19 protein-coding genes are annotated in these 25,229 nt (G+C 57.0%); 6 read left to right on the forward strand and 13 right to left on the reverse strand.

The window, feature by feature from the left end; all coding sequences use genetic code 11:
* Positions 1-15: 15 nt before the first annotated feature.
* From DYE40_RS00765 to ruvB, 4 genes are all read right to left on the reverse strand, one after another.
* On the reverse strand, positions 16-2,037 hold the full coding sequence (locus DYE40_RS00765) for a preprotein translocase subunit SecA (protein WP_115307304.1): 2,022 nt from the start codon (positions 2,035-2,037) through the stop codon (positions 16-18).
* Complete coding sequence (locus tag DYE40_RS00770) at positions 2,030-4,120, reverse strand: hypothetical protein (RefSeq protein WP_147286538.1); 2,091 nt, start codon at positions 4,118-4,120, stop codon at positions 2,030-2,032. The genes DYE40_RS00765 and DYE40_RS00770 overlap by 8 nt, the downstream gene beginning before the upstream one ends.
* Positions 4,121-4,199: 79 nt before the next feature.
* Positions 4,200-5,909 (reverse strand): efflux RND transporter periplasmic adaptor subunit, encoded by a 1,710-nt coding sequence (locus tag DYE40_RS00775; RefSeq protein ID WP_115307306.1) that lies wholly within the window; start codon positions 5,907-5,909, stop codon positions 4,200-4,202.
* 189 nt (positions 5,910-6,098) lie between these two features.
* Positions 6,099-7,127 carry a Holliday junction branch migration DNA helicase RuvB gene (ruvB, locus tag DYE40_RS00780; RefSeq protein WP_115307307.1) on the reverse strand — a complete coding sequence of 343 codons (1,029 nt, stop codon included), beginning with the start codon at positions 7,125-7,127 and terminating at the stop codon, positions 6,099-6,101.
* Positions 7,128-7,368: 241 nt separating this feature from the next.
* Between ruvB and DYE40_RS12465 the strand changes: the two genes are divergently transcribed.
* Positions 7,369-7,758: an SMI1/KNR4 family protein gene (locus tag DYE40_RS12465; RefSeq protein ID WP_172461180.1), complete on the forward strand. Its 390-nt coding sequence runs from the start codon at positions 7,369-7,371 to the stop codon at positions 7,756-7,758.
* A 153-nt stretch (positions 7,759-7,911) separates the two neighbouring features.
* Positions 7,912-8,682: a DeoR family transcriptional regulator gene (locus DYE40_RS00790; protein ID WP_115307309.1), complete on the forward strand. Its 771-nt coding sequence runs from the start codon at positions 7,912-7,914 to the stop codon at positions 8,680-8,682.
* 100 nt (positions 8,683-8,782) lie between these two features.
* Here the strand turns inward: DYE40_RS00790 and DYE40_RS00795 are convergent, their stop codons facing one another.
* Both DYE40_RS00795 and DYE40_RS00800 read right to left on the reverse strand, forming a co-directional pair.
* A complete protein-coding gene (locus tag DYE40_RS00795) occupies positions 8,783-10,324 on the reverse strand; it encodes a S41 family peptidase (protein WP_115307310.1) in 1,542 nt (513 codons plus the stop codon).
* A gap of 221 nt (positions 10,325-10,545) precedes the next feature.
* The gene (locus DYE40_RS00800) at positions 10,546-12,063 is read right to left on the reverse strand and encodes a murein hydrolase activator EnvC family protein (protein WP_244733046.1); all 1,518 of its coding nucleotides are present in this window, start codon (positions 12,061-12,063) and stop codon (positions 10,546-10,548) included.
* Positions 12,064-12,089: 26 nt separating this feature from the next.
* On the opposite strand from DYE40_RS00800, the gene DYE40_RS00805 reads away from it, so the two are divergent.
* A complete protein-coding gene (locus tag DYE40_RS00805) occupies positions 12,090-13,181 on the forward strand; it encodes a hypothetical protein (protein WP_115307311.1) in 1,092 nt (363 codons plus the stop codon).
* 121 nt (positions 13,182-13,302) lie between these two features.
* On the opposite strand, the gene DYE40_RS00810 is transcribed toward DYE40_RS00805, so the two are convergent.
* Positions 13,303-14,637 carry a DEAD/DEAH box helicase gene (locus DYE40_RS00810; protein WP_115307312.1) on the reverse strand — a complete coding sequence of 445 codons (1,335 nt, stop codon included), beginning with the start codon at positions 14,635-14,637 and terminating at the stop codon, positions 13,303-13,305.
* 330 nt (positions 14,638-14,967) lie between these two features.
* Between DYE40_RS00810 and DYE40_RS00820 the strand changes: the two genes are divergently transcribed.
* Positions 14,968-15,912 carry a class I SAM-dependent methyltransferase gene (locus DYE40_RS00820; RefSeq protein ID WP_115307313.1) on the forward strand — a complete coding sequence of 315 codons (945 nt, stop codon included), beginning with the start codon at positions 14,968-14,970 and terminating at the stop codon, positions 15,910-15,912.
* A gap of 74 nt (positions 15,913-15,986) precedes the next feature.
* On the opposite strand, the gene DYE40_RS00825 is transcribed toward DYE40_RS00820, so the two are convergent.
* The 6 genes from DYE40_RS00825 to DYE40_RS00850 all read right to left on the reverse strand — a co-directional run bounded on the left by DYE40_RS00825 (position 15,987) and on the right by DYE40_RS00850 (position 22,046).
* Entirely contained in the window at positions 15,987-16,601 is a 615-nt protein-coding gene (locus DYE40_RS00825) for a DUF2238 domain-containing protein (RefSeq protein ID WP_115308221.1), read from the reverse strand.
* Between the two features lie 57 nt (positions 16,602-16,658).
* Entirely contained in the window at positions 16,659-17,438 is a 780-nt protein-coding gene (locus tag DYE40_RS00830; RefSeq protein WP_115307314.1) for a hypothetical protein, read from the reverse strand.
* 255 nt (positions 17,439-17,693) lie between these two features.
* Positions 17,694-19,850 carry a heavy metal translocating P-type ATPase gene (locus tag DYE40_RS00835; protein ID WP_115307315.1) on the reverse strand — a complete coding sequence of 719 codons (2,157 nt, stop codon included), beginning with the start codon at positions 19,848-19,850 and terminating at the stop codon, positions 17,694-17,696.
* Positions 19,851-20,115: 265 nt separating this feature from the next.
* Complete coding sequence (gene lipA, locus DYE40_RS00840; protein ID WP_115307316.1) at positions 20,116-21,108, reverse strand: lipoyl synthase; 993 nt, start codon at positions 21,106-21,108, stop codon at positions 20,116-20,118.
* A 54-nt stretch (positions 21,109-21,162) separates the two neighbouring features.
* On the reverse strand, positions 21,163-21,777 hold the full coding sequence (gene lipB, locus DYE40_RS00845) for a lipoyl(octanoyl) transferase LipB (RefSeq protein ID WP_115307317.1): 615 nt from the start codon (positions 21,775-21,777) through the stop codon (positions 21,163-21,165).
* On the reverse strand, positions 21,777-22,046 hold the full coding sequence (locus tag DYE40_RS00850) for a YbeD family protein (RefSeq protein WP_115307318.1): 270 nt from the start codon (positions 22,044-22,046) through the stop codon (positions 21,777-21,779). The genes lipB and DYE40_RS00850 overlap by 1 nt, the downstream gene beginning before the upstream one ends.
* Positions 22,047-22,237: 191 nt before the next feature.
* Here DYE40_RS00850 and lon point away from each other — a divergent pair, with 191 nt between their 5' ends.
* Complete coding sequence (gene lon / locus DYE40_RS00855) at positions 22,238-24,679, forward strand: endopeptidase La (protein ID WP_115307319.1); 2,442 nt, start codon at positions 22,238-22,240, stop codon at positions 24,677-24,679.
* A 199-nt stretch (positions 24,680-24,878) separates the two neighbouring features.
* The gene (locus tag DYE40_RS00860) at positions 24,879-25,148 is read left to right on the forward strand and encodes an HU family DNA-binding protein (RefSeq protein WP_115307320.1); all 270 of its coding nucleotides are present in this window, start codon (positions 24,879-24,881) and stop codon (positions 25,146-25,148) included.
* The last annotated feature ends 81 nt before the right edge of the window (positions 25,149-25,229 follow it).

A 25,229-nucleotide genomic window follows, 5' to 3' on the forward strand; every position in this document is an offset into this window, starting at 1 on the left:
TAGACCACATTATAATTAACGTACCTTACCCGCAAAACCGATCTGTTTACTTAACTCTCGGTCTTGTTTTAGTGTTTGCATACGAATGCGGTAATGATGCCGCTGTGCGGTGTATTGTGCCAGTTTGACCGTCAGACCCAGCCACAAGGCAGTCAAGCGGGGAATGCGGATATGCTTACCGACAGCGCACAATAAGGCTTGATGGCGACGCAGTAATTCATCTTCGAACGACACAATTGCCTGTACCGTTCCGGCTTCTCCCTGACGAGCACAGCGACCGACAAGCTGACGGTCAATACGAGCTGATTCGTGGTATTCGGTCAAAATCACATGCAGACCGCCTGCCTGTTTGCTGTCCTTACTCAACTTAATGTCGGTACCCCGTCCTGCCATATTGGTTGCAACAGTAATACGGCCGGGGTAACCAGCACGAGCAACAATTTCTGCTTCCTGCTGATCTTGACGGGCATTCAATACCACAAAGTCTATCCCAACTCTGTTCTGGATATGAATACCAAGCTGTACGGCAATACACTCGGATGCTTCCACGCTGCGCGTACCAATCAATACCGGCTGGCCTTGTGCCGCCCTGTTTAGTGCATCTTGGGCAACTGCTGTCCATTTCTGCTCCAAACTGTTCATGCAGCGAGCAGGCAAATAAGTGCGTCGGTTTTCTTTGTTGGGCGGAATGACGCGTACACGCAAGTGATAAACTGTCCACAATTCTCGTGCCACTTCAGTTGCAGTACCCGTTAAGCCAGACAACAGCAAATATTGACGGAAAAATCGCTGAAACGTCATTTTTGCCAATGTTTCCCGCCCTTGACTGAGTGGTAGTCCTTCTTTGGTTTCAATCAACTGATGTAGCCCCTGCTCCCACGAACGATCAGGCATTCTCCGACCGGTGGATTCGTCGATAATTTGGATTATCCCGTCTTGGATAATATAGTGTTCATTTATACGGTACAGATGCAGAGCACTTAAAGCTTGTTTAACAATCAGTCGCTGCCATGCAGCATTCTGCCAAACTGAACGCACCTCTGCGGGCGGTGGTTGACTCTCTCGTAATGCATCAGGATGCAGCATAATATCGTGCTGCGCATAATTGATGGAAAAATGAATACCTTCCTGCAAACCCCTCGCAATATATATCGCCCATTGCAATAATGCCGGTTCAATCAAGCTTTCGGTTTCACGCGAAATGATTAGCGGGGTACGGGCTTCATCAATCAGAATACTGTCAGCCTCATCTACAATGCAAAAATGCAATGCGGGAATTATCGTTTCCTCTGCTTTCTGCTCCGGTGTACTCTGCTGAAACTGACGAATATAGTGTAAACGGGCATAGCCGGCACCATTTGCAAATAACTTGTCTTTCAGATAATCAAATACGATTTCTTTTGCTGGCACATAGCAAATGTTTTTGCGGTACGCTTCACATCGTTGCTCGTGTTCTGTTTCGCTACCGACAGCAGCACTCGACAAACCGAAAAAAGCAAATAACGGCTTCATTTCGGCCTCATCACGTTCGGCAAGATAATCATTGGTACTCAATACATGAACATAAGCACCAGAAACAGCGGCAATGGTTGCCGCCAGTGCCGCAACTAAGGTTTTACCTTCACCTGTCTCCATCTGTGCAAGGCTTCCCGAGAGCAAAGCATATACGCCGAAAAACTGCACAGGATGAGGAAAATAACCCAAAGTATGCTCGGCTGCCAAACCCACACAAGCCAATACACGTGCCAAGACGGGGAAATGATGCGGTTGCCTCTTCAAATTGCCAATGGCTTGTTGCAGCAAAATCGTCCATTTTTCAGGTATGTAATGGCGGAATTTTTCGGTTTCTTCCAAAATATATTCATTCAGACGGTCTATCTCACGACAACTGATTTTTTTGGAGGCAAACCAACCGCTAAAGCCATGCAGCATTAACTCCATCTTACTGGGAAGCTGTTCTGCCCGTTCATGGCGGATATTGTCAGCCAAGCGAAGCCAGCTACCCGCATAACAACGAATTAAACTAGGATCAGACATATAATTCTTTTAGAAATAATTGCTTCAAACGTACAAACCACTGCCATGCCAAAGGTGTATTGCCAAAATCGAAGCGCACATACACACGTTGTCCGAATACCCATGCTTCATCATTTGCCTGATTTCGCGAAATATTCAAATCCACATCAAAAAACCGCTCCAAAGCCTGCTGCCCGCCACTCTCACCCGGATGAGTGGCAATTTTTCCCCCACCCTCTATGCTCAAAGCAGGAGAAGCCAATTCAAAATCACCCCTAGGGGTAATACGTGATAATATAGCTGAATAATTACGCTCTATATGGGTAGCCGAACGAATTTGAACGGCATGCAACCGCTCTTCTATTAGTTTCATATCATCTTGATGAACAGCCACCCGCACCGTGTTGGATGCTTTCGCCACCACATAGCCGAGAATACTGCCTTTTTTGGCAAATCGTCCTTCAAGCTGTTTCATATCGGCAGTATGCCAATAGCCTGCACTTTGTGCACGAACAGTCAATTGATCAGTTTCCTGTTGCAAACGATCCAGTTTTGCTGCTTCAGCATTTTGCTGCTGGATCAACACCCGCAACCGTGCCAAGTTCTGCGGTTGATTTTGTCTGATCTGCAAAGCAAGCGCATTCATGCGTTCTACGGCTAATTGCTTTTCCTGCTGAATCCTCGGATTGCTCAATACCAATACCGCATCACCTGCCTGCACGGCTTGATTTGGTTTCGCAACATATGACGAAAGATGTCCGTCAGCAGGAGCACGCACTACTGTTTGTTCGGGTAACCACACTACACCTTCCCGTACCGAATAAAATGGCAGCGGCACGCCAAAAACCATCAGCACCAGCATTGCAACAAGTGCATAAAACCGCCGCAATGCCTGCAAACGACAACGTGCCAAACTGTTACCTGAAAACAGATGCTTAACCGCCTTATACAACGGCATCAGTAACGTCAGCCATGCCGATACCAAAGCCATCAACACACCAAAGAAAAAATACTGCTGTGCCACAAACCAAATCAGTGACAGCATAATCGCAAAACGGTAGACAGGTGCGGTAGCACCATAAGTAAACAGCCAAAAACGTTCACGTTCGGTATTGGGCGGTGGCTTCGCTTCTTTCGAACCAAACAAAAAACGGTCAGACAGATACACCCAATAATTTTTGGAACGTTGCATCAAATTAGGGATTTCCAAAAGGTCGGTCAGGATGTAGTAGCCGTCGTAACGCATCAAAGGATTGCCGTTTACAAACAATGTGGATACACCCGAAATCAGGATAACATTGAACGCCAACGCACGCACTACACCCGCTTCAGCCCACAGCCATACATACATCGCCAGCGCACCCAGCAGGAGTTCCGCCATAATTCCTGCTGCTGCTACTGCAGCACGCTGCCATTTGGAAACGAAGCGATAAGATGAACCGGCATCAACATACGGCACAGGCATAAACAAAATCAGCATCAAACCGATTTCGCGCACACTGCCACGCCATGCTTTAACGGCCATTCCATGTGCCCATTCGTGTATACTTTTAACTACTGGATAAGTGAACCACAAAATAAATAAATTATGCGCAGCCAATACCCTATCGGAAAAATTCTCAGTTAAGGCTACCCAATGCTGACAAACTAAGACAACAGCAGGCAATACACATATCAGCCAAAGCACAAATGCTCTGCGGGAAAACAACAAATCTGCTAAGCCGCATTGCAGATCAAACCATCGGTCTGGATAAAACAACGGGATTTTGATGCTTAACGGATTGAAGTAAGACTGCTTAATACGGTTAAACCGCTGTTTGCGAAAACGTGCCAGCATTTCCGAAGCATCAGCGGGTACTTGCGTGGCAAGCATATCATTACTGTAAAGCTGGCCAAGTATCTGTACCAATTCATGCTGACCGACCACAGCCTGATATCCCTCCCCATCCGCTCGGGCACACGCCGTTTCCCAAATTTCATCTAAAGTTCGCCGGCCATCCATCAACTCTATTATTCTCCAAGCATCTGGAGTAACTCGAATAAACTTGTGGGTAAACTCATCATGTAGCAATACCCACAGTTTTCCACGTAAGGTGCGCGGCAAAGCGGCAACGCTGTTACGCAATTGAGGTTGTAGATACCGCACCAAGTGCCAGTGTTCGGAAAACAGTACCTGCATCGCCTTACCACCAAGACCACAGTTTCAAACGCAGCCAGTTGCGGAAATTTTTTGTCCACAAGCCCAATAAATTGGTTTTTCCCACCGATACCTTGCCCACTCCCTGCATACCAGGGTTCAAATGTGTTGGTGCATCCAATAATTCGGCTTCCACTTGAAAACCGTTTTGACCGTCTTCAACCACTGCCACTGCAGTCAGGCGTATGATTTTCAACCTGATCTGTTGTTCAGGTAGACTTGCCAGCTTCAGGCTGCCTGTCTGTCCGATAAAGATTTCATCCATATCCTTGTCCGGAATATGCAAAACCGCTTTGGATTCTGCAGTATCGGCAACTTGGAATAGCTCTTTTCCCTCTTCAACAGGTGCACCGATCTGCTGTACCCAATCACCACTGACTACACTTCCCGCCATTGGTGCACGGATAAGTACACGATCTAATTTAGTTCTTACCAAATCCAATTTTACCCGCGCCTGTTGCTTTTGATTGGCAGCGATTCCGCTTTCCGCCGCATCGCCTGCCGCCATTGCTTCGCGGAACCGGCTTTCTGCCTGAGCAATTTCACTCAGTAACTCAGCCTCTTCCAGCTTTAAATCTTTATCTTCCAAACGCGCCAATACTTGACCGGCAGCCACCTTATCGCCCGGTCGCACCAAAATTTCCGCCAAATAGCCGTTTTGCGGTGCAACCAATACCCATCTGCTGCCGCCTTCCACATAGAGATTGGCGGTAACCACATCATCCACAGGTACTAAAAGCACAACCGCCAAACACACAGTAACAGCCGTTACCCCAGCCTTCCAAAGCAAATGGCCGGAACCAACCAACTTTGACCACATGTCGGCAAAAGTTGCCTGAAAATGTGCCCAGAGCGGACGCTCTCCCTGCCGCCACATCGACAATACAGGCTCAACCACTGCTGCACTTGCCCGCATAATCTGCAAAGACTCTTCAGGCAGGCATAAAGCATGATGATGTGCCACCAAAACAGAACGCACCTGCCCATCATGCAGCAAAGGCAAAGCCCACGCACTGTTTTCAGACAGTTCGGCAGCACTAATCGCACAACGCGCCGCCAGTTCGCTTATTTGATTCAGCTGAGGCAATCCTTTTTCCGGATACACTACACCCGACATCACCTGTAAAACCGGAACATCCGCTTCAATACGGAACAGCAGCAGTGAAAAATCCGCCACGCTTTCCACTTCCCTAGCCCAGGCAGCCGTACGGTTTACCCATTCCTGTGCTGCTTCCCGTAACTCGGATTGCGACAAAACGTAGCCTAACAACTCCAGCAGACGTGCCGATCGACCGTTATCCGATTGCTTCAACGCATCCAGACGATAATGTATCCAACCCAAACTCAGTTGCACCATAGCCGCCGTCTGCTCATGAAAGGGAGGCGAAATCAGGCAGCCCAATATCATCGGTGCATCATCTGTTACCGCAACTAAACAACTCAACAATAAATCCGAACCGACTTTATCCATCGCAATCGGCTGCTGTATGGAAACCTGCTGCTGATGCCGCAACCAAACTTCATCCAATTTCGGTCGGTCGGAGTAATGCTCAGGCAGCTTCCCGTTAAAATCAGCCGAACCGAATTGCGGCAAATTCAGCCATACCGACGCACGCACCATAACGCCGGTCGCAATCAACCGCGCCTGCCATACCTGTGCAATATAATCATCCGAATTGTCTGAAATACCATTCACCTCGTATACCCCGAGCTACTTGAAAAACGATTGTATTATAATAAATTTCTTAACTAAATTAAACATAACCTTGCATTTGGGCAGATTGAGATTGATGCCGTTTCCAGATGAAAACGGAGAATTTTTATACAGGTTCCCGAGCGCAATAACAGGAGGGGAAAAGCTGACGCGCAGGGTTTTTCAGACGGCCTATTCCGCCGGCAGGCCAAAGTGCAGGCGGCAGATTGCTGTTGCCGTACGGCCGCGCGGGGTGCGCTGCAAAAAACCCTGCTGGATCAGATAGGGTTCGATAACGTCTTCGATGGTGTCGGGACTCTCGCCGATGGCGGCGGCAATGTTGTCCAGGCCCACGGGGCCGCCGCCGAATTTGTGCAGCACGGCTTCGAGGAATTTTCTGTCCATCACGTCCAGCCCTGCCGCGTCCACGTCGAGCAGGGAAAGTGCCGCGTCGGCAATCTCGGCGGCAATGCGGCCGCTGCCTTTGACTTCGGCATAGTCGCGCACGCGGCGCAGCAGGCGGTTGGCGATGCGGGGCGTGCCGCGGCTGCGGCGGGCGATTTCGAGTGCGCCGCCTTCGTCCATATCGAGCTGCAACAGGCCGGCGGAACGGGCAACGATGGTGGCCAGGTCGCTGTGGTTGTAAAACTCGAGGCGGGCGACGATGCCGAAGCGGTCGCGCAGGGGGTTGGTCAGCATACCGGCGCGGGTGGTGGCACCAATGAGGGTAAAGGGCGGCAGGTCGATTTTGACGGAGCGGGCGGCAGGGCCTTCGCCAATCATAATGTCGAGCTGGTAGTCTTCGAGTGCGGGATAAAGGATTTCCTCAACCACGGGGCTGAGGCGGTGGATTTCGTCGATGAACAATACGTCGTGCGGCTCGAGATTGGTCAAAAGCGCGGCAAGGTCGCCTGCGCGTTCCAACACGGGGCCGCTGGTTTGGCGCAGGTTTACGCCCAGTTCTTTGGAAATGATGTGGGCAAGCGTCGTTTTGCCCAAGCCGGGCGGACCGAAAAGCAGCGTATGGTCAAGGGCTTCGCCGCGTTTTTTGGCGGCGGCGATGAAAATGCCGAGCTGCTCTTTGGCTTTGTGTTGGCCGATGTAGTCGGCGAGGAATTTGGGGCGTAAGGCGCGTTCGAGCTGCTCTTCCTGCGATGAGAGGGTTTGCGCGGTGATGATGCGTTCGGGAGCGGCGGCGGTGAGTTTGTCGGTGTGGAGCATGGTTTGCGGAACGGGAAAACAAAGCGCGTATGATAGCGGAACACGGATAAGGCCGTCTGAAAAATCCGCCTGCCGCCGACACACGGCGGGGCGCGGCTGCTATCATCCGCGTTTTTTCAGACGGCCCGAAAACTTGCCGGCAATCGGCCTTGCCGCGCTCTTTCTCCCTGCATTCGGGCATTTTTTACCCAAACAGCCATCCCGCAAGCCGACTGCCAATGCGGCCTATGAGGCCTTTACTATGCACATTCCGGAAAGCTGTGCCGCCTTTGCGGAAAAATTCAAACGCGGCGGCCGTCTGAAAACAGAGCGCGACGCGTTCGGACAGCCGCCGGAAACCGAACCGGCCGATGTTTTGCCCGCAGACGAAACAGCCGCGCGGGGTGCGGAATATCTGGCGCGTTTTCTCGACGCTTTCGAAGAAGAAGACTTGGCTGCCGCCGAAAAGGCAGGCCGTCTGAAAACATGGGTGTGTTTCGCCACCGACGGTGCGGGCAACCCTTTCTGCATGGATTTTTCGCACGCGCCCGACTGCCCCGCCGTGGTTTGGTGGGACGACGCGGAACTTGTCTGGCGCACGACGGCCGCTTCCCTCGAAGACTTTGCCGCCCTGTTTGTGCCGGAAGAATAAATGAATATGTAAAAACCGAAAGCGTGTTTTAACTTCGTTGAAGCTGCGCTTTCAGACGGCCTCAAAGCTGCAAACGGGTTTTCAGGCAGAGAGGCCGTCTGAAAACCTATTTTAAAAACACCCGCCCCATCATTATCAAAAGAACAAAACGCCATGACACACAAACCGCACCGCCGCGAAACCATCGTCCGCCTGATACGCGAACACGGGTTTATGCCCGTAGAGGCACTTGCCCGCGAATTGGGCGTTACGCCGCAAACCGTGCGCCGCGACATCGGCAGCCTCTGCCATGCCGGACTGCTGCGCCGCTACCACGGCGGGGCGGCACTGGGCGAAGCGGCGCAAAACGGCGGCCTGCCGTTGCAGAAATCCCTCCGCCCAAACGGAACATCCCCTCTGGCCGAACGGATTGCGGCGCAAATTCCCGACGGCGCGAGCCTGTTTGTCGGTATCGGCGCAACCATGGAGGCTGCCGCCGCCGCGCTGGCGCAAAGCCGCAGCAGCCTGCGCATCATCACCAACAACATCCACGTTGCCGCGCTGCTGTCCGGCCGCAGCGACTACACGGTGATCATCACTTCGGGCGTGGTGCGCCCCGCCGACGGCGGCATCACAGGCGTGGCCACGGTGGATTTCATCAACCAGTTCAAAGCCGACTACGCCATACTCGGCGCGGCAGTGGCGGAAGACGACGGCTCGCTGCTCGATTACGATTACAAGGAAGTGTGCGTGATGCGGGCAATGATGGCCAACGCCCGCACGCGCTGTCTTGCCATCGGCTGCGGCACACCCGACCGCACCGCGCTGGTGCGCATGGGCTCCGTTACCGAGTTCGACTGCGTGTTTGCCGCCTGCCCGCCCGCCGCGCCGGTGGCCGCCATGCTGGCGGATGCGGGCATTCCCTGCCATATCGCCGGACAGTAAGATGCGGCGGAAACGGCGGCATATTGGGCAGCCGTTTTGAACGTCGGCAAAAAGGCCGTCTGAAAATACGTTTTCAGACGGCCTCTTGCTGCGGCAGACGCTATTTGCCTTCGCTGCCTTCTTTCTTGCTGCTTTCTTTCTTATCGGCCTCTTTCTTATCGGCTTTGTCGGCTTCTTTGTCTGCTTTCGCCGGTTTTTTCGCCGCCGCGCCGAGAGCCTCCTGCCATTTGGCGGGATCTTTTACCAAATCCAGCGCGGCTTTGAGCTGCGCGTCTTTGGCGGGGTTCGGGTTGCGGCGTTCGGCAATTTCGTCTTCCAGCTTTTTGCTTTCGGAACGGGTGTCTTTGGCTTCGGGGGCGGATGCGGCTTTTTCTTTGGCTCCGTCCGCCGCTTCGCTGTCTTCCACCACTTTGCCGTTTACTTCCTTACCGCCCAAGGGGTTGCCGATGTGGCCGGCCAGGTCGGCTTCGCGGCTTTCGAATGTGCGGGTTTTGTCTTTCACTTCCAGATCGGGAACAATGCCCTGCGCCTGGATGGAGCGGTCGTTGGGCGTGTAATAGAGGGCGGTGGTGATTTTGACCGCGCTGCCGCCGGAGAGCGGCATAACGGTCTGCACCGAGCCTTTGCCGAAGCTCTGCGTTCCGACGATGGCTGCGCGTTTGTGGTCTTGCAGCGCGCCGGCCACGATTTCGGAAGCCGAAGCCGAGCCGGAATTGACGAGTACGGTCAGGGGAATGTTTTTCAACTCGGCGGGCAGGCCTTTGAGCGGGTCGCCGCCCGTGGTGAGGATGTAGTCTTCCTGGCGGGCGTTGAGCACCATGCCTTCTTTGCCGTCGCGGCCTTTGGTGCTGACGACTTTGGCGTTTTCGGGCAGGAAGGCGGCGGACACGCCGACTGCGGCATTGAGCAGGCCGCCCGGATCGTCGCGCAGGTCGAGAATCAGGCCTTTGAGCGGGGCTTTGTTTTCTTTGTTCAGTTTCTGCGCGGCTTCGTTCAGCGTGGCTACGGTGCGCTCTTGGAACTGTGTGATGCGGATGTAGCCGTAGCCCGGCTCGAGCAGCTTGAAGCGGACGCTTTTCACTTTGATAACGGCGCGGACGAGTTTGAAGGTAAGCGGCTTGTTGCTGTCTTTGCGCGAAATGGTCAGTTCGATGCGGGTACCGGGCTTGCCGCGCATTTTTTTGACGGCTTCGCTGACGGTGAGGCCGCGTGTGGACACACCGTCGATTTTGACAATGTAGTCGCCGCTTTTGATACCGGCGCGTTCTGCCGGCGTGTCTTCGATGGGGGAAATGATTTTGACAAAGCCGTCTTCCGAGCCGATTTCCATGCCCAGTCCGCCAAATTCGCCGGAGGTGTTTTCTTTGAGGTCGGCATAGTCTTTTTTGTTCATAAACTCGGAATGCGGATCGAGGCCGGTTACCATGCCTTTCATCGCGCCTTCGAGCAGCGATTCGTCGGATTTGTCTTCGTAATAGTTGGCTTTAATCTGGCTGTACACTTCGGCCAGGGTGCGGATGGACTGGACGGGGATGGCTTCTTTCTTTTCCGCCGCAATGCTTTGCAGGCTGACGGTAAGGAATGCGCCGCTGGCTACACCCAAAGTGTAGAGCGCGGTTTTTTTCAGGATGGGTTTTGCCATATCGTTTTCTTTCTGTTGCTTTTGTGAGGCTGCCGCCCTCGGGTAAAGGTGCGGACTTTATTGGATTTGCCGCCGTTGTTCAATTGTTTTTAGCAAAAAACACGGCGGATCTGTCTTGCGTTTTGCCGCCCGGGCGCATTTGTCCGCCGCCAAAGCCGGATACTGCCTTATCAGGCCGTCTGAAAAAGCCGCAGCGGCATTTTCAGACGGCCTTTTGCTGTCTAACGCAGCCAGGCGGCGGGATTCATCGCGCTTTGGCGGTAGCGGATTTCAAAATAAAGCCCCTCTGCGCCGAACGCGCTGCCGCTGGTACCCAGCACGGTGCCGCTGCGTACGGGCGTGCCGTTGGCGGCGGACACGGCGGAAAGGCCGGTGTAGATGGTGGTGTAGCCGCCGCCGTGGTCGACGACGACGGTGTTGCCGTAGTTTTCGCCGAGGTGCCCCGCGTAGGCGACTGTGCCGCCGGCCACGCTGCGCACGGGGGCGGGGGCGGTGGCGAAAAACTGGCCGCGCCATACGCCGCCGTCGGGACGGGTTTGCCCGAAGCCGCCTGAGACATTGCCGCCTGCTGGATGCGGCAGGCGGCCCTGCATTTTGGAAAACAGGTTGCCGTTGTCGGCGTATTCGCCTTGCAGGGCGCGGTCTTCGGCGGTGAGGGTGGACGCGGGCGGCGTGCTTGGCGGCGCGGATTCGGGCGGTGTGGTGTGTTCAGACGGCCTCTGTACGGCGGCGGGCGTTTTTTCAGACGGCCTGTCTGTTTTTCCGGCAAGAATGGCGGCGGGATCGGGCTTGCCTTGCGTTTGCGGCGGGGTCTGCCTTGCCTGTTTGGCGGCGGCGAGGCGTTCGGCGGCGGCTTTGGCGCGGGCGGCGGCTTCGCGGCGGTGTTTGGCGGCGTTGCGGCGGGCGATGCCGGCGATGACTTGGTTGAGCCGCGCTTCGTCGGATTTGAGCTTGGCGAGTCTGCTATTTTGGCGGGCGATGTCGGCTGTGAGGCGGCTGTTTTCGTTTTGGGCGGCGGCGCGGGTTTTACCGAGCTTGGCCAGCGCGGCCTGCTTTTCTTGTTTCAGGGCTGCAAGTTTGGCCAGCTCCGCATCGATTTCGGCTTCGTGCTGCTGCATTTGCTGCTGCTGGCCGGCAAGGCGGGCGATGACTTGGCGGTTGGCTTCGCCGATGCGGCGGGCGTATTGCAGATAACGGGTTTTGCGGCCGGGTTCGGCGTTTTTGAGGAAAAGGATGACGGCGTTGCTTTGGCGGTTTTTGTATTGTCCGCCGAGCAGGCGGGCAAGCTGGGCTTTGCCGGAGGCGGTTTCGGCTTTGAGGGCTTCCAGCTCGCTTTGCAGTTTTTGCAGACGCTGTTCGGCATCGCGGCTGCGGCGGTCGGCTGCGGCCAGTTCGCGGCGGGCTTTTTCCAGCGCGGCACGGGTTTTGTCGAGTGTCTGCTGTGTTTTTTCCTGCGCCTGCTTTTTTTTCCGCAAATCGTTTTCGGTGTCGCTGATGGCGCGGCGCAGGCTGTCGAGGCCGCCGCCGTCCTGTTCGGGCGCGGCGTGGGCGGGCAGGACGGCAAGAAGGGCGGCGATAAGGAGTGAACGCGGGGACATGGCGGGTGCGCTTGTGCGGACAAAGCGGCGGATTATAGCGGAATCCGCCACAGGCTGCGGCACGGGGATTTCAGACGGCCTGTATAATCGTGTTTGCGTTTTCTTTTCGGAGCTGTTCTTGCCGGCCGGTACGGCTCCCATTTCTTCTTTCAGACGGCCTTACCGCTATGACAAAAATCGTTTTCTCCCCCGTAACTGCCGCCGACGATGCCGCGCTGCGCGCGCTGATGGCGCAAAATGTGATGGAGGGCGGAATCAGCGTGTCTTTCCGCCGCGAGCCTTCCTATTTCGCCGCCTGCGCGGTGCAGGGCACACAGATGGAAAGCTACAAGGGCTGCGACGGGGCGGGCAATATTGTGATTCTCGGCAGCCGTTTCAGACGGCCTGCCTATGTGAACGGGCGGCTGTGCGAAACGGGTTATCTGTCCGACCTGCGGGTGGACAAGGCTTACCGCAGCGGCCTTTTGCTTTACCGCGGCTACAAAATCCTTGCCGAAAAGATGGCGGCCGAGCCTTTGGCGGCGGACATTACGATGATTTTGCAGGACAACGCGGCCGCGCTCTCGACGATTGCTGCCAACCGCGCGGGAATGCCGCGCTACACGCCGCTGGGCACGGTGCATACGCCCGTCATCCCGCTGCTGCTGCCGCGCCGCGCCCTGTTTGCAGACGGCCTTACCCTTACCTGCGGCACGCAGGAAGATTTGCCGGAGCTGTTTGCCTTTCTCAGCCGCGAAGCGGCAAAGCGGCAGTTTGCACAGCATTACACGGCGGAAGATTTGGCGGGAGGCCGTCTGAAAGGTTTGCAGGCGGAGGATTTTTTGCTTGTGCGGCGCGGCACGGAAATTGCGGGAATGCTGGCGGTGTGGGAACAGCGTCCGTTCCGGCAGATTCATGTCGAACGCTATTGCGGCCTGCTGCGGACGGCCAAACCCGCATATAACGCCGCCGCCCGTCTGCTGCGCCTGCCGCTGCTGCCCGAGGCGGGCGGGGAAATCCGCCACGGCTATCTCGCGCTGGCGATGGTGGCAGACGACGATACGGAGGTGTTCCGCCTGCTGCTGCGTGCGGCCTACCGCGAAGCGCGGCGGCGCGGCTGGCACTATATGGTGGGCAGCCTGCACGAGCGCGATCCGCTCTTGCCTGAACTTTTGGCCTATCCGCACATCGGTGCGGGCGGGCGGCTGTTTGCCGTATCCGTGGGAGAGCCGCCCGCATTGGACGGCCGCGTGCCTTATATCGATGCCGCTTCGCTGTGAAGCGGCGTTTTGAGGCCGTCTGAATCCGCAAAGCGTATCCGCAGCAGCCGCAAAGGCAGGAGGCCGTCTGAAAATTGTTTTCAGACGGCCTCCTGCCGTATCGGCGTATGCCAGACGCGGTTTACACGCGTTTGCCCGCACCTTCTTTTCCGGCTTTGAAACTGCCGGATTTTTTAAAGCCTTCTTTCTTAAAACCGCCTTCTTTTTTGAAACCGCCCTCACGGCGGCCTGAGAATTTCTTATCTTTGTCGAAACCGGCCTTGCCGCCCCAGCCGCCGCGTCCTTTCGGCTTGCCGCCGGCCGGTTTGCGTTTGCGGGTCGGCTCCATGCCTTCGACGGTCATCTCGGGCAGCTTGCGGCCGATGTATTTTTCGATTTTGTGCACTTTCACATATTCGTTCACTTCGGCAAACGTGATGGCGGTGCCGGTGCGCCCTGCGCGGCCGGTGCGGCCGATGCGGTGCACATAGTCTTCGGCCTGTTTGGGCAGGTCGTAATTGATGACGTGGGTAATCGTCGGCACGTCGATGCCGCGTGCGGCCACATCGGTTGCCACCAGGATTTTGCAGCGGCCTTTGCGCAAATCTGTCAAAGTGCGGTTGCGCCAGCCCTGCGGCATATCGCCGTGCAGACAGTTGGCGGCAAAGCCTTTTTCGTACAATTCGTCGGCGATGACTTCGGTCATGGCTTTGGTGGAGGTGAAAATCACGCACTGGTCGATGTCGGCACCGCGCAGGATGTGGTCGAGCAGGCGGTTTTTATGGCGCATATCGTCGCAATACGACACCTGTTCTTCGATTTTGCCCTGTTCGTCCACACGCTCGATTTCGACGGTTTCGGGATTCTTGGTGAGCTTGCGGGCGAGTTTGCCGACCGCGCCGTCCCAAGTGGCGGAAAACAGCAGGGTTTGGCGGTCTTCGGGCGTGGCGGCGACGATGGTTTCGATGTCGTCGATAAAGCCCATGTCGAGCATACGGTCGGCTTCGTCGAGAATCAGCACTTCCAAACGGGAGAAATCGACTTTGCCGCTGCCCATCAGATCCATCAGGCGGCCGGGCGTGGCCACAATCAGATCAACGGGTTTGGACAGTGCGCGGGTCTGGTAGCCGAACGACGCGCCGCCGACAATGCTGACGGTGCGGAACCATTTCATGTTTTGCGCGTAGGTCAGCGCGTTTTTTTCCACCTGCGCCGCCAGCTCGCGGGTGGGGGTAAGCACGAGTGCGCGCGGGCCTTTGCCCGGCTTTTCGCTGCGGCGGGTCAGGCGTTGCAGCGTGGGCAGCAGGAATGCGGCGGTTTTGCCCGAGCCGGTCTGCGCGGAGGCCATGATGTCGCGGCCTGCCAAAGCGAAAGGCACGGCCTGCGCCTGAATCGGAGTGGGCGTTTCATAACCTGCCTCAGTAAGTGCGGAAAGAATATTTTTATCGAGATGCAAATCGGAAAATTTAATAGACACGTCTATCCTTAAAGGACAACAACACGCTGCGTCCGAATGATTTTCAGACGACCTCGAAGCAGAGATGGATAACGTTTGGAAGAGTGCGGCGTTACAGGGTTGTCGCAAGCGGCTTGGGCTTGTGGTTAACATCGACAACAACCTGCAAATACATTTTCCGGAGAAAAAACAAGAGAACGCGCCAAAACGGCGGTTTAGGCTGGAAGACGATGGCTTCGTAAACAAAAAGACAAGCGGCGCATAGTATAGATGTGCTGCAAAACGGTCAATCGCAACGGTGTTAATTACGGTAAAATCCGCACTTTGTTACCAGAGGCCGTCTGAAACGCCATGACCGACACCACTCCCTTTGCCAACCGTTTGGGCAAAAACATCAAGCACCTTATGAAATGGGCGAAACAAAACGGCACCGAAGCATGGCGCATCTACGACCGCGACATTCCCCAGTTTCCCTTTGCCGTCGATGTGTACGGCAGCCGCATCCATTTGCAGGAATACGACACCGGCTGGAAGATGCATCCCGCAGAATACGAAGCATGGCTGGCCGCTGTGCTTGAAGCGGTTGCGTACGTTACCGGATTTTCCGCCGGCAGCATCAGCCTCAAACGCCGCGAACGCCAGAGGGGGGTGCGGCAGTATGAGAAAACCGGCTGCACGGGCGAAGATTTTATTGTGGCGGAATACGGCCGCAGATTTTGGGTAAACCTCGACAAATACCTCGACAGCGGCCTGTTTCTCGACCACCGCAACACGCGCCGCCAAGTCGGGCTGATCGCGGCGGGCAAACGCTTTCTCAATCTGTTTGCCTACACCGGCAGCTTCACCGTTTACGCGGCCACCGGCGGCGCGGTGTCGAGCGAAACGGTGGATTTGTCCAACACTTATCTCGATTGGGCCGGACGCAATTTCGAGCTGAACGGCATCGATACGCGCCAACACCGCATCATCCGCGCCGACGTATTCCAATATCTTGACACGGCCTCGGCGGAGGACAGGAAATTCGACCTTATCGTGATGGATCCGCCCAGCTTTTCCAACAGCAAAAAAATGAGCGATACGCTCGACATCGGCCGCGACCACGTCCGTCTGATACAGGGGGCGATGAAGCTGCTCGCTCCCGACGGCCTGATGTATTTCTCAAACAATCTGCGCTCGTTTGCTATGGATGAGGGTGTTGCGCAACAATATCTGCTGAAAGACATTTCCAAACAGTCGGTACCGGCCGACTTCCGCAACAAGAAAATCCACCAGTGCTGGGAAATCCGGCACCGCTGACTGCGCATGGTTTCGAGGCCGTCTGAAAACATGGTTTTCAGACGGCCTCCCGACTTTCAGACGGCCTCCACGCCCTACCCTGCCTTTTTGTCCGGCCGCAGCAGCAGAAACAGCACGAGCGAGGTAAGCGCGCCCAGGGTGTCGGCGAGCATATCTTTCTGCGCGTCCCAAATATCGCCCTGCGAACCGAGAAACTCGATCCCCGCGCTGCCGCCTTCGATCACGGCATACTGCCATTCGACAATTTCGTAGGCCGCCGCCACGCTCATGATGAAAAACAGCGAAAAAAACAAGGCCACGCCCAAGCCGGCCAGCCTGCGCCGCGTCAGCCATTCGGCCATCGGAAAGGCGTAAAAGCCGATGATGTAGTGGCCGACGCGGTCGAAATGGTTGCGTCCTTCGCCCAAGAGCGGCGAGAGCAGGCGGTTTGCCCAGCCGAAAGGCACTTCGGCAAAGGTGTAATACGCGCCGATGCTGTGCATCGCCAGCCACAGGCTCATCAGCAGATAGGCGGCGTTGCTGAAACGGAAACGGCCTGCGGTGGCAATCAGCGCGAGCCACACCGCCGCAACGGGGATGATTTCGGCATACCACACGGCACGGTCGCGCGGCGCGATGCCCGACCAGACGATGAGTGCGCCGATTATCAGGGCAAGGGCGGCGGGGAATGCGATGCTTTGTTTTTTCATATTGTTCGTTTCCATAATTTGGTTTTAGGCCGTCTGAAAACCGTTTTCAGACGGCCTTTATCTTTGCAGGACGAAATAGCGTCCGTCGAAACGGTAGCGGATGCGGGCGGCCGTTATCCTTCCGTCGCCGTCGCTTTCTTTTTCCGCCACCACCACGGGCAGGCTGACGGTGCGCGTTGCCGCGTCGTAGGCAATGCGGTCGTTTTCCCTGCCTGCGGGCAGGCGCGGTTCGGCCGCAATATCGGCTTCGTAGGCAAGCGAGTTGCCCAGGCGGGAAGTACGGATGATGTTTAAAGGTTTCAGACGGCCTTTCGCAATATGCAGCAGCTCCGTCCTGTCGGTATAAAGGCGGCTGCTTGCCCTGAAACGGTAATGGACGAAATACACCGTGCCGTAAGGCGGCAGGCGGGCGGCGGTAATGCCCCGCACCGCGCCGCCGCTTCCGGTGCGCAGCGCGGTTTTGCCGCCGCTGCGGTATTGCAGCAGGGTTTCTTCGTTGTGCATGGTGCCGCCGTTTTGCCTGTCCCACGAAAAAGCGCGGATTTTGCCGTCGGCGGCAGCGGCGGTTTCCACGCCCGCAGCACGCAGCTTGGGAAAGGCGCAGCCCCACGATGCGGGGCGGGCGAGATAGGCGGCGAGCTTGGCGGAAAAGCGTTTTTCCGCCGCATCAAGACGACGGTCGCGGCTTTCGCTCCATGCCTGTCCGCCGTAATTGCCGTTTGCCTGCATCTCGCTGTATCCGGCAGCCAGCCCGGCATCGGCTTCGCGGCAGCTTTGCGCGTAAAGCGGGGCGGACGCGGCGGCCAGGGCGGCGGCCAATATCAGGGTCGGGCGCACGGTTTGCTCCTTGTGTGCATGGTAAGGCTGTCTCCGCAGCAGCCTTGCGGGTATCAATTCAGAAAGCGGTTGCCGAACACCGTTTTGCGGTTTTCAGACGGCCTCAAAAGGTTTCAAAGCGCGGTTTTACACGGAAACCTTTGCCTGCAGGCGGCAAATAGCGCGATAAAAAATATTTTATCTTAATTGTCCTAAGGCTTGTCAGACAGGCCGTCTGAAAACCGTAATACGCTTTTCAGACGGCCTGTGGCACGTTTAATCGATTTTTACCCGTTTGAGGCGCAGCGCGTTGGCCAATACCGATACCGAGCTGGCCGCCATCGCCGCGCCGGCAAGCACGGGGCTGAGCAGGCCGAGCGCGGCCAGCGGGATGCCGAGTATGTTGTAGAAAAAGGCGAAAAACAGGTTTTGGCGGATGTTTTTCAGCGTGGCGCGGGCAATGGACAGCGCGTCGGCAAGCTGGCCGACGGAGTGGCGCATCAGCGTGGCCGAGGCGGTGTGTTCGGCGGCATCCGTGCCGCCTTTCATGGCAAAACCGGCATCGGCGGCGGCCAGCGCGGGTGCATCGTTGATGCCGTCGCCCACCATCGCCACGGTTTTGCCCTGCGCTTGCAGCCGCCGCACGCCGTCGGCCTTGCCGCGCGGGGACATATTGCCGTGTGCGTCGGCGATGCCAAGCTGCGCGGCGATGTAATCGACCGTGCCCTGATTGTCGCCGCTCATGATGCAGACACCGATACCTTGTGCTTTCAGACGGCCTATCGCGGCAGCCGCGCCGCTTTTGAGCGTGTCGGCCAACGCGAACGCGCCGACGGGTCTGCCTGCGGCCGACACGGCCACCACGCTGGCAATGCGCCACACGCCGTCCAAGTTTTCGGGCAGCTCCACGCCGGCAAAACCGGGTTTGCCCGCCTTTACCGTGCCCACGCCTCCGACTGCGGCGCAAATGCCCGCGCCGACTTCGGTTTGCGCGTTTTCCGAAGACGGGATTTCCAGGCCGCGCGCCTGTGCGGCAGCCACGATGGCGGCGGCAAGCGGGTGGGCGGCGTTTTGTTCTGCGGCGGCGGCGAGACGGTATAAGCCGTCTTCGTCAAAACCGCTGTCTTCCGAGAGCCAAACGGCGGCAACCTGCGGCCTGCCTTCGGTGAGCGTGCCCGTTTTGTCGAGTATCACGGTATCGACGTGCGCAGCCGCCTCCATCGAGGCCGCATCTTTAAACCAGATGCCGTGTTCCGCCGCTTTGCCCATGCCGGCCATAATTGCGGCGGGCGTGGCCAAACCGAGTGCGCACGGGCAGGCAATCACCAGTACCGCCGCCGCGTGCATCAGCGCGGCCGTCCAATCGCCTTTGAGCCAGCCGGTCAGCACAAAGGTCAGCAGCGCGGCGCACACCACCGCAGGCACAAATACCGCCGCCGCTTTGTCGGCCGCCCGCGCAATCGGTGCCTTGCTGCCCTGCGCTTCGGCCAGCGCGTTCATCATATCGCCGAGCAGGGTTTCGCTGCCGAGCTGCGTGGCGCGGTAAACCACGCTGCCGTCGGTCATCAGCGCGCCTGCCAATACTTTGCTGCCTGCCTGTTTGATTTCGGGATTCGATTCGCCGGTGAGATGGCTTTCGTCCGCCCAGCCGCTGCCGCGTTCGACTATGCCGTCGGCGGCAATCCGCTCACCGTGGTTGGCGCGGATAAGGTCGCCGACGGCGATTTGGCCGACAGGCAGGCTCTGCCATTGGCCGCCGCGCTCGACATTTACCTGCGCGGGGGTGAGCTTCAGCAGCAGGCCGAGACTGTTGAGGCCGGATTTTTTGGTGCGCAGTTCCAAAAATTTGCCCAGCGACACAAAGCCGGCCACCATCACGCCCGCTTCAAAATACACATGCGCCGTGCCGTGTGCCGCGTGCGGGGAGAAAAACAGCATGTACACCGAGTAAAGATAAACCGACACCGTGCCGATGCTGACCAGTACGTCCATATTCGCCAGCCCGCCGCGTATGCTTGCCCACGCGCTTTGGTAAAACGGCACGGCCAGCCAGAGCTGCACGACGCTGGCCAGCGCAAACTGCCACAAAGGCGGCAGCATCCAGTCGTGCCGCCCCACCATCATGCCCGCCATGCCGATAAGAAACGGGATGTTGATGGCCATGAGCAGCCAAAGCCGCCAGCCGGCGCGTACTTTTTCTTGCGGCTGCGGTGTGGCGGGCGGCTCTTTCGCGCCGTAGCCCGCCTTTTTGATGATTTCGGCGATGCCGGCGGCAGAGGTTTTGCTGTCGTCAAACACAACCTGTGCTTCCTCGCCGGCAAAATTTACCGCAGCCGTTACGATAAAGTCTTTTTTGTTCAATACTTTTTCGATACGGGAGGCGCAGGCCTGGCAGGTCATGCCTTCGATCTGGAAACGGACTTTGCGCTGCATGGTGCTTCCTTTCTTTTTGCAGACAGGCGGCAGGCCGTCTGAAAACGCCGCAGCGGCACGGCAAAACCGTAACCGCAGGGAGAAAAACGCGGCGGGCTTTTTCAGACGGCCGCACGGCCGAAAAATACGTCATCAAAAATAACGCGCCATCGCGCGGAGGAAAAAGGATGAGGCCGTCTGAAAAACCAAACGGCGGTTTCAGACGGCCTCATGCCTTGCCAAACCATGTACAAGCCGCCGTTTGCGGCAGCCCGGACTGTGCTTGTCAATGGTGTCCGCAGCCGCCGTGGCTTTCGCGCAGGGCTTCGGCGGCCTGTTCGTCGGCATGGTAGCTCGAGCGCACCATCGCGCCGCAGGCTGCGTTGGTAAAACCTTTGCCGTAGGCTTCGCGCTCAAACTGTTTGAACATATCGGGCGTTACGTAGCGCAATACGGGCAGATGGCCGTCGGAGGGTTGCAGATACTGGCCGATGGTGATCATTTCGACATCGTGTCCGCGCATATCGTCCATGATTTCACGGATTTCGCCGTCGGTTTCGCCGAGTCCGACCATGATGCCGGACTTGGTGGGGATGTGCGGCATCATCTGTTTGTAGCGGCGCAGCAGCTCGAGCGAGTGTTTGTAGTCGGCACCCGGGCGTGCCATTTTGTAAAGGCGCGGATGGGTTTCGAGATTGTGGTTCATCACGTCGGGCGGGGTTTCGGCAAGGATTTTGAGGGCAATGTCGAGGCGGCCGCGGAAATCGGGTACCAGGATTTCGATTTTGGTGGACGGGCTGGCGCGGCGGATGGCGGTGATGCAGTCGGCAAAGTGCTGTGCGCCGCCGTCGCGCAGGTCGTCGCGGTCGACGGAAGTGATGACGACGTAGCGCAGATTCATGGCGCGGACGGAATTGGCAAGGTTTTGCGGCTCTTCCGGGTCGAGCGGATTGGGGCGGCCGTGGCCGACGGCGCAGAAAGGGCAGCGGCGGGTACACATATCACCCATAATCATAAAGGTGGCCGTGCCTTTGCTGAAACATTCGCTGATGTTGGGGCAGGCGGCCTCTTCGCAGACGGTGTGCATTTTCTGCTCGCGCAGAATATCCTTAATCTCGAAAAACTTTTTGGGATTGGGCAGCTTGGCGCGTATCCACTCGGGCTTTTTCAGTTTTTGTTCGAGCGGTACGACTTTGATGGGGATGCGGGCGGTTTTGGATGCGCCGGTGTGCTTTACGCCTTGGCGGTTGTCGAGGGGATTGGTGGTTTCGCTACTCATGGTGTGTCTTTCGTTTTTCGGTTTTCCGGTTGCGGCCGTGCCCGAACCGTGTTTTCAGACGGCCTCAACCGCCAGTTGTTCCCGCAAATGCGCCACCAGCCTGTCTGCCACTTCGTCCAATGCCGGACTGGGGCGGACAAAATCGGCGATTTGGGTCATTTGCAAACCCGCGTAGCCGCAGGGATTGATTTGGGAAAACGGGGTCAGATCCATATCTACATTCAGGGCGAGGCCGTGGTAGACGGAGCCGTTTTTGATGCGCAGGCCGAGTGAGGCGATTTTTCTGCCCTCCGCATACACGCCGGGACGCTGCGGATCGGCGGCGGCGGCGATGCCGTAGCCGGCAAGTGTGGCGATGATGCTGTTTTCCAAGGCGGAAACGATGTTGCGGACGGAGGTTTTGCGCCGTTTGAAATCGATCATGGTGTACACGACAAGCTGGCCGGGGCCGTGGTAGGTGATTTGGCCGCCCCGGTCGATCTGTACGACGGGAATGCTGCCGCGCACCAAAAGATGTTCGGCTTTGCCTGCCAGCCCCTGTGTGAAAACGGGATTGTGTTCCACAATCCACAGCTCGTCTTCGGTATCGGCGGTGCGGCCGGCGTTAAACGCCTGCATCTGCCGGAATACGGGCAGATAGTCGCGGCGGCCGAGGCGCACGGTTTTCATTACAGCACCACTTTCACCAGCGGATGGGCGGTAAGGCTGCGGTAGATGCCGTCGAGATGTTCCTGGTTTTGCGCCTGTACGGTAACGGTGGCGGCAAGATAGTTGCCGCCGCTGCTGGGGCGGGAAGTAATGTGTTCCTGCTCCGTTTCCGGAGCATGACGGCGCACGGTTTCGAGTATTGCGGGAAGAAAATCGGGATGCTGCCCGCCCATCACTTTGATGGGAAAGGCGCAGGGAAATTCGATAAGGGTGTCTCTTTGCTGTGTCATGTCTTTGTCCTTATGGGTTTTTCAGGCGGACGGACAATCGAGGCCGTCTGAAAAACAGCGGCGCGTATTCTAACGCAATCGGATAGCCGCGTCTGCCCGCAAAATAAGTTTCAGACGGCCGCTTGCCGCAGCCTTGAAAAAAAAGCGTGCAGCCCAATTTGGCGGCCTGAATTTGTAAAGGAAGCAAAAATATGGCCAATACACAACACCCCGCCTACGACCGCGCTTTGGCTCTGCTGCCGCTGCGCGATGTGGTGGTTTACCCGCATATGGTGCTGCCGCTGTTTGTCGGCCGCCCCAAATCCATCGCCGCGCTGGAAAGGGCGATGGAAAACGACGAACCGGTTTTCCTGCTGGCGCAGAAAAACCCCAACGACGACGACCCGCAGGAGCAGGATCTGCACCGGATGGGTACGGTTGCCAACGTGCTGCAAGTGCTGAAACTGCCCGACGGCACGGTAAAAGTGCTGGTGGAAGGCATCCGCCGCGCCCGCACCGTGGAAATCGAAAACAACGGCGACTATTTCTTCGCCTATGTCGAAACGGAAGACGAAGAAGCCTCTTCCGGCCGCGATATGGAAGCCCTGCGCCGCACCCTGCTCAACGAGTTCGAGCAATACGCCAAGCTGAACAAGAAAATCCCGGCCGAAGTGCTGTCCACCATTTCCGGCATTGAAGACAACGGCCGGCTGACCGACACCGTTGCCGCCCACCTGCAATTGAAACTCGAGCTGCGCCAAGCCGTGCTGGACAAAGTGGACGTGGCCGAACGCATGGAATTTCTAATCGGACAAATCGATGCCGAACTGGATATTTTGCAGGTGGAAAAACGCATCAAAGGCCGCGTCAAACGCCAGATGGAAAAATCGCAGCGCGAGTATTACCTCAACGAACAGGTCAAAGCCATCCACAAAGAGCTGGGCGAAGAAGACGAGCGGGCGGAATTCGACAAGCTGGAAGCCGACATCAAAGCGGCCGGCATGAGCAAAGAGGCGGAGGAAAAAGCCCTGTCGGAGCTGAAAAAACTGAAAATGATGCCGCCGATGTCGGCCGAATCCACCGTGGTGCGCAACTATATCGATACGCTGCTCGATCTGCCGTGGAAGAAAAAAACGCGCGTCATCAAAGATATTGCCAAAGCCGATTTGGTGCTGGATGCCGACCACTACGGCCTGGAAAAAGTCAAAGAGCGCATTTTGGAATATCTGGCGGTGCAAAAACGCAGCGAAAAACTCAAAGGCCCCATCCTCTGCCTCGTCGGCCCCCCGGGCGTAGGCAAAACCTCGCTCGGCCAGTCCATCGCCAAAGCCACCGGCCGCAAATACATCCGCATGGCTTTGGGCGGCGTGCACGACGAGAGCGAGATTCGCGGCCACCGCCGTACCTACATCGGATCCATGCCCGGCAAAATCATCCAGGGCATGATTAAAGCCGGCGTGAAAAACCCGCTGTTCCTGCTCGACGAAATCGACAAGCTGGGCAGCGACTTCCGTGGCGACCCGTCCAGCGCGCTGCTCGAAGTGCTCGATCCCGAACAAAACAGCACCTTCTCCGACCACTTTGTCGAAGTGGACTACGATTTGAGCGACGTATTGTTCATCGCCACCTCCAACAGCATGAACATCCCCTCCGCCCTGCTCGACCGCATGGAAATCATCCGCCTCTCGGGCTACACCGAAGACGAAAAAGTCAGCATTGCCATGCAGTATCTCGTACCCAAACAGATGGAACGCAACGGCGTGCGCGAAGGCGAAATCGACATCCGCGAAGAAGCCGTGCGCGACATCGTCCGCTACTACACCCGCGAAGCCGGCGTGCGCTCGCTCGACCGCGAAATCGCCAAAATCTGCCGCAAAGGCGTGATGGCGGCACAGCTTGCCGAAGATGCGGCAGGGAAGAACGGCGGCGGCAAACCCGACACCATCGTCGTCGATGCACAAAACCTGCACGACTACCTTGGCGTACGCCGCTTCGACTTCGGTGTGGCCGAAAACGAAAACCGTGTCGGCCAGGTAACCGGACTGGCTTGGACGGAAGTCGGCGGCGAGCTGCTGACCATCGAAGCCGTCGCCCTCAAAGGCAAAGGCAATATCGTCCGCACCGGCAAGCTGGGCGATGTCATGCAGGAGTCCATCACCGCCGCATGGAGCGTCGTCCGTTCCCGCGCCGAAGGCTTGGGGCTCTCTCCCGACTTCTACGAAAAACACGACATCCACGTCCACGTTCCCGAAGGCGCAACGCCCAAAGACGGCCCCAGCGCGGGCATCGGCATGACGCTGGCCTTGGTTTCCGCCTTTACCGGCATCCCCGTCCGTGCCGATGTGGCGATGACCGGCGAAATTACCCTGCGCGGCGAAGTCCTGCCCATCGGCGGCCTGAAAGAAAAACTGCTGGCCGCCCTGCGCGGCGGCATCAGGCACGTCCTCATTCCGCAAGGCAACGTCAAAGACTTGGAGGAAATCCCCGCCAACGTCAAAGAAGGCTTGGAAATCCGCCCGGTCAAATGGATAGACGAAGTATTGGAGTTCGGCCTCGAACGCCGTCCCGAACCGTTCAAAGCCACAGATCTGCCGGCCTCTTCGGCAGGGACGGCAACGGCGGCAAAGTCAAGCGCAAACGCCCAGCGGCACTGATGCAAAGCGGCTAATGTTGCAAAAAAAGACAAGCGCGCACAAACGGACGGAAAATGTCCTCCGTTTGTGCGTTTGTCCTTGACACGGCAAATCCCGCCTTGCTATAAAGCCGCGTCATTATCCATCCGCATTCCCGAACGCGGAGCGTTTGGGAATTTTCCATGTTTTAAATGTTTCATTAGACAGAAAGGGACTTATCGTGAACAAGTCTGAATTAATCGAAGCCATGGCTCAGGAAGCCGACATTTCCAAAGCCGCCGCCGCCAAAGCTCTGGACGGCATGGTAAACGCCATTACCGAATCCCTGAAAAAAGGCGACACCGTAACCGTAGTCGGCTTCGGCTCTTTCTATGTCGGCGAACGCGCAGAACGCCAGGGCCGCAATCCCAAAACCGGCGAGCCGCTGACTATCGCTGCTGCCAAAACCCCGAAATTCCGCGCCGGCAAAACGCTGAAAGACGCGCTGTAAGCATCGGAGTACAGCCGGTTGCCAATTGCCGCAAAAGGCCGTCTGAAAACATTTTCAGACGGCCTTTGCCGTTGTCCGCCG

The organism is Kingella potus (assembly GCF_900451175.1).
GTDB lineage: Bacteria > Pseudomonadota > Gammaproteobacteria > Burkholderiales > Neisseriaceae > Neisseria > Neisseria potus.

Bases quoted from the DNA above. Each gene is read 5' to 3' on its own strand.
- DYE40_RS00765 (WP_115307304.1), bottom strand. From the start codon at position 2,037: ATGTCTGATCCTAGTTTAATTCGTTGTTATGCGGGTAGCTGGCTTCGC.
- ruvB (WP_115307307.1), bottom strand. From the start codon at position 7,127: ATGCTCCACACCGACAAACTCACCGCCGCCGCTCCCGAACGCATCATC.
- DYE40_RS12465 (WP_172461180.1), top strand. From the start codon at position 7,369: ATGCACATTCCGGAAAGCTGTGCCGCCTTTGCGGAAAAATTCAAACGC.
- DYE40_RS00790 (WP_115307309.1), top strand. From the start codon at position 7,912: ATGACACACAAACCGCACCGCCGCGAAACCATCGTCCGCCTGATACGC.
- DYE40_RS00795 (WP_115307310.1), bottom strand. From the start codon at position 10,324: ATGGCAAAACCCATCCTGAAAAAAACCGCGCTCTACACTTTGGGTGTA.
- DYE40_RS00800 (WP_244733046.1), bottom strand. From the start codon at position 12,063: ATGGGAGCCGTACCGGCCGGCAAGAACAGCTCCGAAAAGAAAACGCAA.
- DYE40_RS00805 (WP_115307311.1), top strand. From the start codon at position 12,090: ATGACAAAAATCGTTTTCTCCCCCGTAACTGCCGCCGACGATGCCGCG.
- DYE40_RS00820 (WP_115307313.1), top strand. From the start codon at position 14,968: ATGACCGACACCACTCCCTTTGCCAACCGTTTGGGCAAAAACATCAAG.
- DYE40_RS00825 (WP_115308221.1), bottom strand. From the start codon at position 16,601: ATGAAAAAACAAAGCATCGCATTCCCCGCCGCCCTTGCCCTGATAATC.
- DYE40_RS00835 (WP_115307315.1), bottom strand. From the start codon at position 19,850: ATGCAGCGCAAAGTCCGTTTCCAGATCGAAGGCATGACCTGCCAGGCC.
- lipA (WP_115307316.1), bottom strand. From the start codon at position 21,108: ATGAGTAGCGAAACCACCAATCCCCTCGACAACCGCCAAGGCGTAAAG.
- lipB (WP_115307317.1), bottom strand. From the start codon at position 21,777: ATGAAAACCGTGCGCCTCGGCCGCCGCGACTATCTGCCCGTATTCCGG.
- DYE40_RS00850 (WP_115307318.1), bottom strand. From the start codon at position 22,046: ATGACACAGCAAAGAGACACCCTTATCGAATTTCCCTGCGCCTTTCCC.
- lon (WP_115307319.1), top strand. From the start codon at position 22,238: ATGGCCAATACACAACACCCCGCCTACGACCGCGCTTTGGCTCTGCTG.